A 13,870-nucleotide genomic window follows, 5' to 3' on the forward strand; every position below is an offset into this window, starting at 1 on the left:
GAGGTCCGGCAGCATGTCCCCAGAAGAGCGGACAGCCGCCGACGGGGGACCTCACCAGCTCCCGCCGTGTCGGACCGGCCCACCACCGGCGTCCGCGTGCACGGATCAGGAGCAACGATGTCAGGACAGTCCAGCGCGCCCGCTTCGCGGCGCACCAGGGCCGCGGCGCTCGTCGCCGGCGGCGCCCTCGTCGTCGGCGGGGTCGGGTACACGCTCGCGTCGTGGACGGACACCGAGTGGGTGTTCGGCGGGAACGGGACCGGAGGGCCGGGGATCGGGACCTCCACCTTCGAGGTGGAGCAGAACGTCACCGCGGCGCTCGACTCCGGGTGGACGCAGGCCGAGGAGAACCCCGGCCAGGAGATGACCTTCGGCCTCGACGGCATCGCGCTCTCGCCGGGCGACGCGACGTACGCCGGTGTCCGACTCCGGACGGTGGCGGGCTCGATCGCGGGCGACGTGCGGATGGCGGCGGCGGAGACCGCGACCGGGGTGACGACCTCCGACCCCGGCGAGCTGCTCTGGCAAGCCCTGCAGGTCCGCGTCGCGACGACGGCCGACGGCGTCCCGTGCGGTGCGACGGCCTTCACCACCGGCACCGTCATCGCCGACGGGCCCCTTGCGTCGACCGGAGCCGCCGCGAGCCAGGCGCTCGCGGCGGACGCCGGTTCGGAGCAGGCGTACTGCTTCGAGGTGTCGCTCCCGACCACGCCGTCGCTGCCCGCCGGGGTCGCGCTCGACGCACTGCAGGGACGGACCGCGGCGCCGGCATGGATGTTCGCAGCCACCTCGAGGTGACCGGGGTCGTTCCGGTGCAGGACAGCGCGGCAGTGGTCTCGACCGCCGCTGCACGCCGTCGCGGCGTGCTGCACCGCCTGCGAGCCGTCGTCGTCGCCGTGGCGGGGGTCGTCGGTGTCCTCTGCGTCGCGTGGTGGGTCGTCGCCACGACGACGGGGCTGTCGCTCGTGGTCGTGACCACCGGGTCGATGAGCCCGACGATCCCCGCCGGGGCGGTCGTCGTGTCCGAGCGGATCGCAGCGGCTGACGTGCGACCGGGGCAGGTCGTCACGGTCCCGCGACCGGGATCCGAGCTGCCGGTGACCCACCGCGTGGTCGCCGTCGATCGGGTGCCGGGTGACCCGGAGGCGAGGTCGCTGACGATGCGGGGCGACGCGAACGACACGATCGACCGTGATCCCTCGGTCGTCCGCGAGGCCCGGCTCACCGTCGCCAGCGCCCCCGGGCTCGGGCACGTGCTGCAGTGGTCCTCGACCCCCGTTGCCCGCGGGCTGGCGGTGGCGACGGTCGGCCTGCTCGTCGTGTGGTCGTTCTGGCCAGCACGACGGACCGCTCGGGACGACGACACCGGAGCGCGAGCATGAGTCGTACGGCGGGCGCTCGTGCGGGAGTCACCGCGGCCGGAGCGGTCATCTGCGCCGTCCTCGGGCTCGCCAGCGGCGGTGCGGCCGTCGCAGCGGGGTGGCACGTCGTTCCCGAGACCGGAGTACCGGGCGGTCTCGTGCTCGAGGCATCGCCGTACCCGCTGCGCGCACCCGAGCTGCAGCCCGGTCGACCGGTCCACTGGCAGGTGCGCACCAGTGTCGACCGACCAGGGCTGATCGCGACGGAGGTGCAACTCCGTCGGGACGGAGCGCTCGCCGAGCACCCGGACGGCCTCCGGGTCGCCGTGTCGGCGTGCGAGCGGCCCTGGCGAGGACTCGATGCCGTGCCGGTCTGCGACGGCGGGCAGCGGGTCCTGTCGGTCGGTCCGGGAGAGCCCGACACCCTCCGTGTGCCGGTCTCCGATCCCGACGGCGACGGTGCGACCTGGCTGCTCGTCGAGCTCGCCGTCGCCGACACCGCGGGAGCCTCGGCCGACGACGGGCTCATGGGACTCCGAGCGACCGTGGGGCTCGGGGTGACCGCGAGCGCGGACGACGCGGTCGCGGGGCCACCGGTGTCGCCGACGGCGTCGTCCACCTCGCTGGCCTCCACCGGTGCGGCCTTCGTGGCGCCGCTGTTCGTCGCGGCGGCGCTCGTGCTCGCCGGGGTGGTGGTCCGGGTGTGGCGGACAGCGGCGTCGAGCGACGGGTGCGCCCGGTGATCCCGCGCACGAGCCCCCGCCAGCGACCGCGCCACCGTGCCCGTCACCGCCCGGCGGTGCTCGGCATGCTGCGCCGTGGTCGTGGCGCCGTGCTGGTCGGGATCGTGGCGGTGGTCGGGGCGACCGCAGCGGTGACGGTCCCCGGACCCGCCCCGTCGACCGCGACGTGGCAGGACTCGGAGTGGGTGCACGGTGACGGTGCTCTGGGGACCTCGTCGTTCTCGTGCGGCGAGGACGTCGGCTACACGGCGAACTCCTCGAGCCGGTTCCTCGCCGGGAGCGTGGCGGGGCAGGACCTCGGGGCGGTCGCGGACCTGCGCGGGCTCGACGTGACGAAGACCGGCACGCAGGGCGTCTCGGTCAGCCCGGCGACCGCGCCCGAGATCACCCGCACGGAGACCACCGCCGCGTACGGCAACCCCCTCGACGTCGGCGTCCTGGGCAGTGTCGCCGGACTCGACCTGACCGGCCTCGGCACCGGACTGCCCGGAGGATCGGCCGGAGCGGTCAACCAGGTCGCGACGTCCGTCGCCACGGGCAGGTCGGTCGCCGCTTCCGGCCTGGTCAGTGACTCCGGGGGCGTGCTCGTCACCGACACCACGCCGACCGAGGCGCTGCCCGAGCCGGCGACGCTCGACCTCGGGCAGGCCCTGGCAGGGGTCGTCGACCTGCGGAACGTCTCGGACGTCGGGCTCGAGGTCGGGGCCGTGGGATCCTCGGCGCAGCTCGACGGCTGCGACCTGCTCGAGGACGAGGTGTGGGGGACCGCGGGTCCCACCGCGGCCGGTGCAGGTGCTGACGCGCCCACCGTCCGACCTGCGTTGCTCGCGGCGACGGGGACCACGACGGCTCCCGTTGCGGCTGCCGCTGCCGACGGGTCGCGGCGGGTGACGCGCGACTACGGGATCGCCGGGCTCGACCTGCGGATCGACAGTCCGCTCGTCTCGTCGCTCACGAGCTCGGTGGACAGCACGGTGCGGACGCTCGACGGCGCGGTGGCCCAGCTCGCCGGTCCGGGCGGGCTGCTCGCGAACGCCGTCAGGGCCGAGATCGGCGCGGAGTTGCTCGGCGGCACGCTCCGCGTCGGGACCGTGCGCGGCAGCGTGACCCTGCAGGGAGCCGACCTCGGGACCGCGATCGCCCCGATCACCCGGGAGCCGCTGACCGACGGCGTCGTCACGGTCGACCTCGCGTCCGGCAGCGTCCACGTCGACCTCGCACGGCTCGTCGGTGGTCGGTCCTCGGGGTTGAACGGCCTGCCCCCGAACACCGAGATCGTCCTCGACGCCGGTCTCGTGGACCAGCTCACGGCCAGGGTCACGGCGATGCTGGACGCCTGGACGCAACGCATCGCGGCGGTCCTGACCTCGACGCTCGAGGCGTTGCGCCTGCAGGTCGCGCTCGACGTCCAGCTGCTCGGCCTGCTCGGGACACCGGTCGTCGAACTGGACATCCGCACGGACAGCGGGCTCGGGACCGCCGCCGGCGGGAGCGGGACCGTGACCGTCGGGTCGAAGCTGCTCGGGCTCGACCTCGGACTGGGCGGTCTCGTCAGCCTGCTCGTCAGCGGCCTCACGGAGGACCTCCCGGGAGTCGTCCAGGGTGTGGCGAGGGGACTCCTGGCCCAGGTCACCACCGCGGGCAGCACCCTGGCAGCGGCGACGGGGCCGCTCGTGGCCGCGGTCACACCGGTGCTCCGGGCGCTCCCCGCGCTGCTGTCGGTGCAGGTCAACGTGCAGCGCGACCTCCCCGGTTCCCGTGACGGTCGGTACGCGAGGACGGGCGCGTACTCGGTGACGGCGATCCGCATCGGTGTCCTCGGACCGGGCGGAGGCACACCCCTCGCCCGGGTCGACCTGGCGTCGTCGACGGTCGGGCCGAACCTGGTCGACCTCGGTACCCCGCGGTCCTGAGGGCCTCCGCCGCCGCGCTGACACGGAGCGGGTCGTCTCCTAGGGCTGCCGTCGGCGTCTCGACTCCGCTACCGTCGCGGTACGCGGGCGACGAGTCCGTGAGCGACCGGAGGGGGCACCGTGACGACGGACGACCGCGCGCAGGACAGCGACCGACCGCTGCGACGACCGACGGTGGTCACCGCGGCCCTGGCGATCTGGGCGGTCGTGCTGCTGGTACGGGTCACCACGGTCTCGGTGGCAGCGGTGCAGCTGGCGCAGGACGAGTCCGGTGGTCCGCTCATCGCGGTGATCGGTGGGGTGCTCGGCATCGGGATCTGCGCGTTGCTCGCCTGGGCGACCCTGCTCGTGTGGCGTGGTTCCGGCACCGCGCGGGTGTGGCTCGGGGTGCTGGGTGCCTTCGCCCTGGTGAACGTCGTGATCGCCGTGGCCGTCGGGAGCGCGGACTGGGCCACGCTCGAGCCGGTCGCTGTCGTCGCCGCTGCCGTGCTGCTGTACCTGCCGTCGGCACGCCCGTGGTTCCCTCGCTGGGAGCGACGCCCGCGTGCGCAGGAACCGAGGACCATCGGCTGGGACCCGCAGACCGGGGAGCGGATCACGGAGCCGCGCGAGGCCGCCGACCAGCGCTGAACACGCCGCGCCCGCGCGCGACACGCCGAGCCGGGAACCGATCGCGTCGGTGCGGACACCACCTGACATGAACCAGATCACGGGGGACCGGGCCGACTGGGCCCTGAGCCTCGCGGGGGACGGGCAGGCCTTCGGCAGGGTCTTCGACCGGCACGCCGCGAGGCTCCGGCGACATGCCGTCGGCCTCGTCCCGGCAGCAGCACCGGCCGACGCGGACGACGTCGTCGCGATGACCTTCCTCGAGGCCTGGCGGCGCCGTGACCACGTCCGCTTCGTCGACGACTCGCTCCTGCCGTGGCTCCTCGTCACGGCGACGAACACCGCGCACAACGTCACCCGGTCGGCGCACCGGCACCGGGCGTTCCTCGGCCGGTTCCCGGCGCCCGAGCCGGCGCCCGACCCCGCGGAGCAGTTCGGCGACGGCGGTGCGGTCGCGGCCATGGGGCGGCTGTCGCTCGACGACCAGCGCGTCCTGACCCTCTGCGTGCTCGAGGGACTCAGCGAGCGCGAGGCGTCGGCGGTGCTCGGCGTCGCCCCCGGGACCGTCAAGTCCCGACTCCACCGGGCGAAGGCCCGGCTCCACAAGCGGTACACAGCCACAGCGGAACCCCTCGGAGGCGCACTGTGAACGACGACTTCTCCCCCCGCCTGACCGCCATGCGCGACGCGCTCGTCGCGGAGGTCGACCGCACCGGTGCTCCGGGGACGGCCCCGGCCCGTCACCGACGCCCGACGCGTGCCACCGTGCTCGCCGTCCTCGCCGCGTTCGTGGTCGGCGGCGGGCTGACCGGCGGCCTGACCGCGGCGGCGCTGCCGGGCGCGGACCCCGATACCGCGGTCGAGACCGGGCTGGCGATCTCCGCCCGGTACCAGGTCGAGGAGGGCGACCACGCGCGCGTGCTCGGGGACCCGGTCTTCCTCGTGGCGCACGGGGACCGGACGACGACGGTCGTCGATCCGCCCCGCGGTGCGGACGCGCTCACCGTCGCGTGGACCTGCCTCGATGCCGGGAGCTTCCGCGTCGAGGTCGACGGCACCCCGGTCGGCGGCGAGTCCTGCACACCCGCACGCGACGGCCACGATCCGGTCACGGTGGGCCTCCTGCCGGTCGACGTCGGGGCGGTGCGGGTGACGGTCGCGGCCTCGGGATCGGCACGGTGGGCACTGTGGACGTCGTGGACGCAGCGGGCGACGATCGCGGGACCGTCGCCGCAGCAGGACGCCGAGACCGACGACGGGGTCGTCACGTTGCAGGAGTACACGACGGCGTTCAACCGGCTGCAGGCGTGCATGGCCCAGGCCGGCCACCCGATGGCCGTCGTCCCGCTCACGTACGCCGCGGACGGCCTGTGGAGCTCGACACCGGGCGGCGACGGGCCCTGGTACCGGTACGGCATCGCGTCGGAGAGCATCGAGGTCTACGACACCCAGTGCTACCCGCGCGAGTTCGAGGCCGTCGACACGATCTGGCAGGGCGAGCACCCGGAGCCCTGACCCGGCACCGCGGCGGACGGGAGGCACGGTGCCGGCTGGCACCGTGCCTCCCGTCCGTCAGCGGTGCGCGTTCCGCGACGTCGCGGCTGTCGAACGACAGCGGTCTCGTCGCAGGACGCGTGTCACGCGCCGCCGCCCGCGTGCCTCACACGCCCGCGGGCACCGCCACCCGTGTCAACCGCACCGGCACCGCCTTCGACACCGGCGTGTTGCTGCCCTTCGCCGCGCTGTCGAGCGGCACGAGCACGTTCGCCTCGGGGAAGTACGCCGCCGCACACCCGCGAGCACTCGGGTACGCGACGACCCGGTAGTCGCGCAGCACGCGCTCGACGTCGTCGTCCCACACCGTCGCGACGTCCACCCGGTCGCCGTCCTGCAGCCCGAGCTCGACCAGGTCGTCAGGGTTCACGAAGACGACGTGGCGGCCCTTCTTGATGCCGCGGTACCGGTCGTTCAGGCTGTAGATCGTCGTGTTGTACTGGTCGTGTGACCGCAGCGTCTGCAGCAGCAGGGTGCCCTCGGGGCGCTCCACGTGCTCGAGCTCGTTCACGGTGATCATCGCCTTGCCGGTCTTCGTGGCGAAGGTCCGGGAGTCGCGGGGACCGTTCGGCAGGACGAAGCCCTCCTTGCTCGCGGCGCGGCGGGAGTAGTCGTCGAAGCCGGGGACGACGTGGCTGATGTGGTCGCGGATCACGTCGTAGTCGTCCCGCATGCCCTGCCAGTCGACGGCCACGCGGTCACCGAGGGTGGCCTTCGCGAGCTCGCAGACGATCGCGACCTCGGACAGCAGCCCGGGGGCGACCGGCGGGACCTGCCCGTGGCTGCCGTGCACGGAGCACACGGTGTCCTCGACCGAGACGAACTGCGGACCCGCGGCCTGCACGTCGATCTCGGTGCGGCCCATCGTCGGCAGGATCAGGGCTTCCTCGCCCACGACGGCGTGCGACCGGTTCAGCTTCGTCGACACCTGCACCGTCATCTCGGTGCCGCGGAACGCCGCCTCGGCGAGCTGGCTGTCGGAGATCGCGGCGACGAGGTTGCCGCCCATCCCCATCCAGAACTTGATCTCGCCGCGCTGCATGGCCGTGATGCCCTTCAGGGCGTCGACCCCGTGCTCGCGGGGCGGCTCGAAGTGGAACTCCTCCGCCAGGGCGTCGAGGAAGCTGTCCGGCATCTGCTCCCAGATGCCCATCGTCCGGTCGCCCTGCACGTTGCTGTGCCCGCGGATCGGCGAGGCGCCGGCGCCGGGTCGGCCGATGTTCCCGCGGAGGAGCAGGAGGTTGATGATCTCCTTGATCGTGTCGACGGCCTTGGTGTGCTGCGTGATGCCCATCGCCCAGGTGATGATCGTCCGCTCGGAGCGCATGTAGCGCTCGGCGAGCTCGTCGATCTCCTCGGTGGTCAGGCCGGTGGCGCGGAGGACCTCGTCGTCGTCGACCCGCAGGACGTGCTCGACGAACGCCTCGTACCCGCTGGTGTGCTCGGCGATGAAGGCGTGGTCGACGACCGTGCCGGGGGCGGCGAGCTCGGCCTGCACGACGCGCTTCGCGAGCGCCTGCAGCAGGGCCATGTCGCCGCCGAGCCGGATCTGCACGAACTGGTCGGCGATCTCGGTCCCGCGGCCGACGATGCCCCGGACCTTCTGCGGGTTCTTGTAGCGCTTCAGGCTCGACTCGGGGAGCGGGTTGACGGCGACGATCTCGGCGCCGTTCTCCTTGGCGTCCTCGAGCGCGGTGAGCATCCGGGGGTGGTTCGTGCCGGGGTTCTGGCCCATCACGATGATGAGCTCGGTCTCCTCGAAGTCGTCGTAGGCGATGGTCGACTTGCCGATGCCGACGACCTCCGCCATCGCGAGGCTCGTCGACTCGTGGCACATGTTCGAGCAGTCGGGCAGGTTGTTCGTGCCGAAGGCACGGACGAAGAGCTGGTAGACGAAGGCCGCCTCGTTCGAGGTGCGCCCGGAGGTGTAGAACGACGCCTGGTCGGGGGAGTCGAGCCCGTTCAGCTTGTCCGCGATGATCCGGAACGCCCGCTCCCAGCTGACCGGCTCGTAGTGGTCCTTCCCCGCGGGCTTCCACACGGGTTCGGTGATGCGGCCCTGCTGTCCGAGCCAGTACTCGGTCTTGTCGGCGAGGTCGTGGACCGAGTGCTCGGACCAGAACGTGCGCGGCACGAGCAGCGGGGTGGCCTCCCACACGACCGCCTTTGCGCCGTTCTCGCAGAACTCGGCGGTCTTGCGCTTGTCCGGGTCCGGCCAGGCGCAGCTCATGCAGTCGAACCCGCCCTTCTGGTTCAGGTTCAGCATGAGCTTGGCGGTGCGGGCCACGCCCAGCTGCTCGATCGCCGGGGCCATCGAGTGCAGGACGCCGGGGACGCCTGCGGCCCACTCCTTCGGTTCGCCGACCGTCATCTCGGCGTCGGTCACGTCGTCCTTCGGGGGCTGTTCGGTCACGGTGCGCTCACGGTCTCTCGAGGGGCTGGTGCTGGTTCGGTGATGCGTTCGGGGCGGCTGTAGACGACCATGCTCTGGCCGCGCAGGAAGCCGACGATCGTGATGCCGACCTCCTTCGCCAGGTCGACCGCGAGCGACGACGGCGCGGACACGGCGGCGAGCACCGGGATCCCGGCCATCGAGGCCTTCTGCGTCAGCTCGAAGCTCGCCCGGCCGGAGACCATGAGGACCGTACCCCGCAGGGGCAGCCGTCCTTCCTTCACGGCCCACCCGACGACCTTGTCGACGGCGTTGTGCCGACCGACGTCCTCGCGGAGCACGAGCATCCGCCCGCTGGCGCCGTCGAACAGCGCTGCGGCGTGCAGGCCGCCGGTCTTCTCGAACACGTCCTGGGCCTCGCGCAGCCGGTCGGGGAACGTCGCGAGGAGCGCCGGGTCGAGCACGAGGTCGTCGTGCAGGACGCTGTGCTGCGAGGTCGTCCGCACGGCGTCGATGCTGGCCTTGCCGCACAGGCCGCACGAGCTCGTCGTGTAGAACGCGCGCTCCAGGCTCGGGTCCGGCGCGGGGACGCCGAGTGCGAGCGTCACGTCGAGCACGTTGTAGGTGTTGAGCCCCTCGTCCGTCGCCCCGGCGCAGTACCGGGCGGCGGCGAAGTCGTCACCCCGGGCGATCACGCCCTCGGACACCAGGAACCCCGCGGCGAGGTCGACGTCGTTGCCGGGCGTCCGCATGGTGATCGCGAGCGAGTTCCCGCCGACGCGGATCTCGAGCGGCTCCTCGACGGCCAGCAGGTCGTCGCGCACCGACCGGGACGTCGCGACGGTGATGCGGGTGACGCGCTTCCGCGCCGTGATCCGGCTCATGCTCCGGGTCTACCACCCGCGCCCGGCACCCGCCAGGGCGGTGCGGTTCCCGCGCGCCGTCCTGTGGCGGTCCTCAGGCCCGCCGTCGGACCGTCCGGTGCGCCCGTCAGCACCACGGCAGCCGGACGGGAGGCACGTCCTCGCCCGCCACGCCGCCGCCGGCCGGGACGACCAGCAGTCCGTCCGCGTCGGCCAGGCCCCGGAGCATCGCCGAGGTCTGGTGCGACGCCGGGACGGCGCCCTCGGGCGTCGCGCGGTACGCGAGCACCAGCGCGCCCGGCCGGTCGTTGGGCACGTCGACCGCGAGCCGCACCCGTCCCACCGGCTCGAGCGGTCGCCCGAGCAGTCCGGCGACGAGCGGTCCACCGAGCAGCACGAGGCCGACCATCGCGGCCATCGGGTTGCCGGGCAGGCACAGGAACACCGTCGGGCCCCGGCGGGCCAGCAGCATCGGTCGACCCGGACGCACGTCGACCCGGTCGACGAGCAGCTCGGCCCCGATCCGGGCGAGCGCACCGCGGACGTGGTCGGTCGACGAACCGGCCGTGCCGCCCGTGCTCACGACGAGGCGCTCGCGAGCGGCGTCGAGCACGCGGGCGGTGGTGTCGGGGTCGTCCGGCACGCGGTCAGCGGCGACGGGGTCGGCACCGAAGGTCCCGAGCACCGCGGGAAGGGTGTGCGAGAAGACGTCGCGGACCTGTCCGGGTCGTGGGACCCCGGCACCGACGACCTCGTCGCCGAGCACCGCGACCCGGGCGGTCGGGGCCGGCGCGACGCGCACGTCGTCGACCCCCGAGGCGGCCGCCAGCGCTGCACGCGGAGGCGTGAGCACCGTGCCGCCGGTGAACAGCACCTGGTCCCGGGTGACCTCCTCGCCCGCCGGCCGGACGTGTCGTCGGGTGGACGGCGTGTGGCGGACCAACCGGCCGTCGTCGTCGACGGTGGCGTCCTCGGACCGCACCACGGCCGCCGTGCCGGGCGGGACGGGTGCCCCGGTCGTGATCGGTCGGGCGTGCCCCGTCGTCAGCGGCGCGCCGGAGGGGACCGCTCCGGCGACGATCGGCGCGCCGAGCACCCACGGCCCCGGCCCCGCGACGGCCCACCCGTCCATGGCTGCGCCGTCGTGCCCGGGGACGTCGCCGCGGGCGGCGAGGTCGCCGGCGAGCGTCCGGCCGAGCGCCGACGCCAGGTCGAGCCGGACGGATCCGGCTCCCGGGTCGGCGGCGGTGTCGGCGGCGAGGCGGACGCCCTGCCGGTGTGCCTCGTGTCGGGCGTCGGACCAGGACGGCAGGACCAGCGTCACCGGGCGTCGGACCCGGTGGTGCCGTCGGTCCGGCTCGTGTGCTCGGGTCCGTCCGGGCCGTCGGTCGTGTCCGGGGCGTCCCCGTGCGCGAGTGCGAGCCGTGTCGCGGTCGCTGCGGCGTCGGCCAGGTCCGCCTCCGACCCGCCGCGGAGCCCCGCGGCGTACCCGACCAGGAAGGTGGTCAGCGGGGCAGCCGGACGGGCCACGCCGTGCGCGGCGTCACGGGCGAGGTCGAGCACGACGTCGCGGTCGAGCGCAGAGCCCTGGGGGAGGCCGAGCGCCTCGGCGAGCTCGGCGGTCCAGGCGGCGAGGACGTCGTCAGTGGTCATGCGGTCAGTCAAGCAGCCGGGCGTCCGCCGTGGCCCGCGTGGCGTCCTCCGGTTCGTCCACGTCCGCACAGAGTGCGGCGGGCAGCGGGACCTCGACGAGCCGGAGGCCGTCGGTCAGCCGTCGCACCGCCGCGCCGGTCGGGTCGCCGAGCGCCCGGACCGCGGCGCGCAGCGCGTCCGAGCGGTACAGCGCGAGCAGGTGCTGGCGACGCCCGTCCTCATCGACCGCGACGACGCCGTCCGTGTCGTCGGGTGCCGTGCCGGCGGCGTCGAGCAGCAGCGCGGCCGCCGGCTCCGGGCGCACGAGGTCGCACGCGAGCACGAGCGTCCACGGCGCGGGGTCGGCCACGGCGGCGAGTCCGGCGGCGATCGCGGCGACCGGCCCGCCGAGGGGCGGGTCCTCGCGCGTGTGCACGACCCCGGCGGGTGCACCCCGTCCCGCCCGCAGCCCGACGAGCACGGTCCGACGAGCGCCGGCGGCCGCGGCGACGGCGTGGTCGGACAGTGCGACGCCGTCGGCGACGAGGGCGGTCTTGTCGATCCCACCCATGCGCGTCGCTCGGCCGCCGGCCAGCAGGACGGCGTCGTGGTGCGGTGCGGCCGGGGAGGTCATGCCTGCACCGTAGCCGGACGGCCCGGGGTCAGGAGCAGCGCTCGAGCGCGAAGGACTGGAGTGCGTCCCACTGCGACGGTCCCTGGCCCAACGCGGGGCCCCACCGGTGCAGGACGCGGCACCCGAGCGCGGTCGTGGCCTGGCGCACCGGGTCCGCGGCGCGTCCGTCCCGTGCGACGAGGAACAGCCGTTCCCGACCGGAGTGCACCATCGACTCGATCTGCGCCGCGGAGAACACGGCGACCTGTCCGGAGAACCCGCCGTCGGTCAGGACCTCCTTCCCGGTGGCACCGATCACGTCCGACGCGACCCGCCACGAGTCGGTGAGGAACAGCGGGGCGCCGTCCCGCCCGCCTCCTGCGCGCTCGGCGTCCCGCACCAGTTCGGCGTCCGCCGTGGGCAGGCCCTGCCCAGCGCCCCACGGGTCCGGTGCCGAGACGGTGAAGGGAGCGTCCTCGATCGCCTGCCCGACGCGGCGGGGACCGCCTCGGCCCGGCGCCGACACCCGCTGCGACCGCGCACCGCCCCACGTCGCAGCGTCCTGTCGCACCCCGACCGACGCGTCGCCCCGGTCACCGTCGCGAGCGGCGTCGAGCGCCTGCAGGGAGAAGCACGCGGGCCCGAGCACGACCGCGGCGACGAGCAGGGCCCCCGCGGTCCGGCGCCCCGCCCCGCCCGGCGCTCGTCCGGTCGCCGCCGACCCGGACCGACGGCTCCGGACGGCGAGCACGACGAGGGCGGCGGCGGTCGTGCCGACGGCGACGGTCGCGAGCAGTGCCGGTTCTGCCGAGGTGCGTGCGAGCCAGGTCCACCAGGCGCCCTGCAGGACGAGCAGCCCGGCGGGGACGAGCCGCAGTCGGCGGTCCGGCGCGTCCGCGAGCCGGGCGGCTCCCCACCAGCCGAGGGCGGCGAGGGCGGCGAGCTGCACGCCGATGCCCGCGACGTAGGCGGTGTGCGGCAGGTGCATGACGGACAGGACCGCCACCTCGGTCGCCAGCCAGACGACCAGCGTGCACAGCGTGGCGGAGGGGACCCGGGCCTCCCGGACGGTGCGTCGCGGCCACCAGCGGAACGCGCCGAGCACGATCCCGGCGAGCGCAGCGGGCCACGACCACCCGACCTGCGAGGCGTAGCGGGGTGAGAACAGCTGCAGGAGCGGGTGTCCGGCCGCGTGGCTGACCGCGAGCGACCACCGGTCCGCGGCCGCGTCACCAGCGGTCCGCAGCACACTGACGGCGCCCGGCCAGGCGCCCGGCAGGAACCGGTCGACCCCGTTGTAGCCGAAGACCATCGCGAAGACGCTGTCGTCGGTGGAGCCGTCGACGAACGGGTGGTCGGCCGTCGGGAGCAGGGCGACGACGACCGACCAGCCGAGGCTCGCGACCAGCGTCGCCGACACCAGGGCGGCGAGGTGACCGGCGGCCCGACGCCAGCGCGGACCCGGACCGGCGGTCGCGACGAGGGTGCCGACCACCAGCGCCGGCAGGACCAGCCACGCCTGCAGCATCTTCGCCTGGAACCCGATGCCGACGAACAGTCCCGCGAGCAGCAGCGGCCACCAGGTGCGGGTCAGGGCGGCGCGTTGCCACCACACGAGGGCGACGGCGAGCGCAGCGGTGAGCAGGCCGTCCTCCATCGGGTGGCCGAACATCGACACGAAGATCGGGGTCGCGGCGGTCAGCGCGGCCGCGACCAGACCGGCGCGGGCCCCGAGCCAGCGGAGCACGACCACCGACACCGCCAGCGTGGTGACGGCGCCCTCGACGACCTGCGGCAGGCCCATCGCGGCCGCGGACATGCCGAAGAGGTGCACGCTGATCGCCTGGGGGACCGCGAAGCCGGCGAGCTTGTCGAGCGTGACGGTCGCATCCGGGTCGAAGGAGCCCGAGAGGAAGGCCGGCAGGGACTCGGACATGGACCGGACGGCGCTCGCGTAGAAGGACAGGTCGCCGCCGCGGCCGAGGTTCCAGCTCGTGAGCACCGCGCCGAGCACCACCACCAGGGTGAGGGTGGTCTGCTCCCACCGGCTCTGGTGCCACCACCGGGCCGGGCGTCCCGCGGCCGCGTCGATCGTCGTCGTCATGCGGTGACTGTCCCGCCGCAGTCGATGGAGCAGCCGTGCGGAGCCGCCCGGGGGCAACGGATCCGTTCAGCCAGGCCCCCAGGGAA

At 74.4% G+C, this 13,870-nt stretch carries 13 protein-coding genes; 7 read left to right on the forward strand and 6 right to left on the reverse strand.

Features of this window, described 5'->3' with window-relative positions; all coding sequences use genetic code 11:
• The first annotated feature begins 117 nt into the window (after nt 1-117).
• The 7 genes from Q9R28_RS16390 (at nt 118) to Q9R28_RS16420 (ending at nt 6,141) form a co-directional block, all read left to right on the forward strand.
• Complete coding sequence (locus Q9R28_RS16390; protein ID WP_209685865.1) at nt 118-798, forward strand: acyl-CoA dehydrogenase; 681 nt, start codon at nt 118-120, stop codon at nt 796-798.
• Complete coding sequence (locus Q9R28_RS16395) at nt 795-1,382, forward strand: signal peptidase I (RefSeq protein WP_066656173.1); 588 nt, start codon at nt 795-797, stop codon at nt 1,380-1,382. Before Q9R28_RS16390 ends, Q9R28_RS16395 begins: the two co-directional genes overlap by 4 nt.
• Entirely contained in the window at nt 1,379-2,104 is a 726-nt protein-coding gene (locus tag Q9R28_RS16400; protein ID WP_066656170.1) for a hypothetical protein, read from the forward strand. The genes Q9R28_RS16395 and Q9R28_RS16400 overlap by 4 nt, the downstream gene beginning before the upstream one ends.
• 65 nt (nt 2,105-2,169) lie before the next feature.
• Complete coding sequence (locus tag Q9R28_RS16405) at nt 2,170-4,017, forward strand: choice-of-anchor G family protein (protein WP_245172510.1); 1,848 nt, start codon at nt 2,170-2,172, stop codon at nt 4,015-4,017.
• 120 nt (nt 4,018-4,137) lie between these two features.
• On the forward strand, nt 4,138-4,647 hold the full coding sequence (locus tag Q9R28_RS16410; RefSeq protein WP_311206633.1) for a hypothetical protein: 510 nt from the start codon (nt 4,138-4,140) through the stop codon (nt 4,645-4,647).
• Between the two features lie 67 nt (nt 4,648-4,714).
• On the forward strand, nt 4,715-5,275 hold the full coding sequence (locus Q9R28_RS16415) for an RNA polymerase sigma factor (protein ID WP_066656163.1): 561 nt from the start codon (nt 4,715-4,717) through the stop codon (nt 5,273-5,275).
• Nucleotides 5,272-6,141, forward strand: coding sequence for a hypothetical protein (locus tag Q9R28_RS16420; protein WP_311206634.1), 870 nt, complete (start codon nt 5,272-5,274; stop codon nt 6,139-6,141). The genes Q9R28_RS16415 and Q9R28_RS16420 overlap by 4 nt, the downstream gene beginning before the upstream one ends.
• Before the next feature lie 145 nt (nt 6,142-6,286).
• Here Q9R28_RS16420 and Q9R28_RS16425 read toward each other — a convergent pair whose 3' ends face one another.
• From Q9R28_RS16425 to Q9R28_RS16450, 6 genes are all read right to left on the reverse strand, one after another.
• Nucleotides 6,287-8,551, reverse strand: a complete 2,265-nt coding sequence (locus Q9R28_RS16425; protein WP_251160760.1) for an FdhF/YdeP family oxidoreductase — start codon at nt 8,549-8,551, stop codon at nt 6,287-6,289.
• Between the two features lie 38 nt (nt 8,552-8,589).
• Nucleotides 8,590-9,456: a formate dehydrogenase accessory sulfurtransferase FdhD gene (gene fdhD / locus Q9R28_RS16430; RefSeq protein WP_066656158.1), complete on the reverse strand. Its 867-nt coding sequence runs from the start codon at nt 9,454-9,456 to the stop codon at nt 8,590-8,592.
• Between the two features lie 106 nt (nt 9,457-9,562).
• Nucleotides 9,563-10,759 (reverse strand): molybdopterin molybdotransferase MoeA, encoded by a 1,197-nt coding sequence (locus Q9R28_RS16435; protein ID WP_271826342.1) that lies wholly within the window; start codon nt 10,757-10,759, stop codon nt 9,563-9,565.
• On the reverse strand, nt 10,756-11,088 hold the full coding sequence (locus tag Q9R28_RS16440) for a DUF6457 domain-containing protein (RefSeq protein ID WP_311206635.1): 333 nt from the start codon (nt 11,086-11,088) through the stop codon (nt 10,756-10,758). Before Q9R28_RS16440 ends, Q9R28_RS16435 begins: the two co-directional genes overlap by 4 nt.
• A 4-nt stretch (nt 11,089-11,092) precedes the next feature.
• On the reverse strand, nt 11,093-11,701 hold the full coding sequence (locus Q9R28_RS16445; RefSeq protein ID WP_311206636.1) for an NTP transferase domain-containing protein: 609 nt from the start codon (nt 11,699-11,701) through the stop codon (nt 11,093-11,095).
• A 28-nt stretch (nt 11,702-11,729) separates the two neighbouring features.
• Nucleotides 11,730-13,784: a glycosyltransferase family 39 protein gene (locus tag Q9R28_RS16450; protein WP_311206637.1), complete on the reverse strand. Its 2,055-nt coding sequence runs from the start codon at nt 13,782-13,784 to the stop codon at nt 11,730-11,732.
• Nucleotides 13,785-13,870 lie beyond the last annotated feature (86 nt).

The sequence above is a fragment of the Curtobacterium sp. BRD11 genome, from assembly GCF_031844345.1.
GTDB lineage: Bacteria > Actinomycetota > Actinomycetes > Actinomycetales > Microbacteriaceae > Curtobacterium.

Bases quoted from the DNA above. Each gene is read 5' to 3' on its own strand.
- Q9R28_RS16390 (WP_209685865.1), top strand. From the start codon at position 118: ATGTCAGGACAGTCCAGCGCGCCCGCTTCGCGGCGCACCAGGGCCGCG.
- Q9R28_RS16400 (WP_066656170.1), top strand. From the start codon at position 1,379: ATGAGTCGTACGGCGGGCGCTCGTGCGGGAGTCACCGCGGCCGGAGCG.
- Q9R28_RS16405 (WP_245172510.1), top strand. From the start codon at position 2,170: ATGCTGCGCCGTGGTCGTGGCGCCGTGCTGGTCGGGATCGTGGCGGTG.
- Q9R28_RS16415 (WP_066656163.1), top strand. From the start codon at position 4,715: ATGAACCAGATCACGGGGGACCGGGCCGACTGGGCCCTGAGCCTCGCG.
- Q9R28_RS16425 (WP_251160760.1), bottom strand. From the start codon at position 8,551: ATGACGGTCGGCGAACCGAAGGAGTGGGCCGCAGGCGTCCCCGGCGTC.
- fdhD (WP_066656158.1), bottom strand. From the start codon at position 9,456: ATGAGCCGGATCACGGCGCGGAAGCGCGTCACCCGCATCACCGTCGCG.
- Q9R28_RS16440 (WP_311206635.1), bottom strand. From the start codon at position 11,088: ATGACCACTGACGACGTCCTCGCCGCCTGGACCGCCGAGCTCGCCGAG.
- Q9R28_RS16445 (WP_311206636.1), bottom strand. From the start codon at position 11,701: ATGACCTCCCCGGCCGCACCGCACCACGACGCCGTCCTGCTGGCCGGC.
- Q9R28_RS16450 (WP_311206637.1), bottom strand. From the start codon at position 13,784: ATGACGACGACGATCGACGCGGCCGCGGGACGCCCGGCCCGGTGGTGG.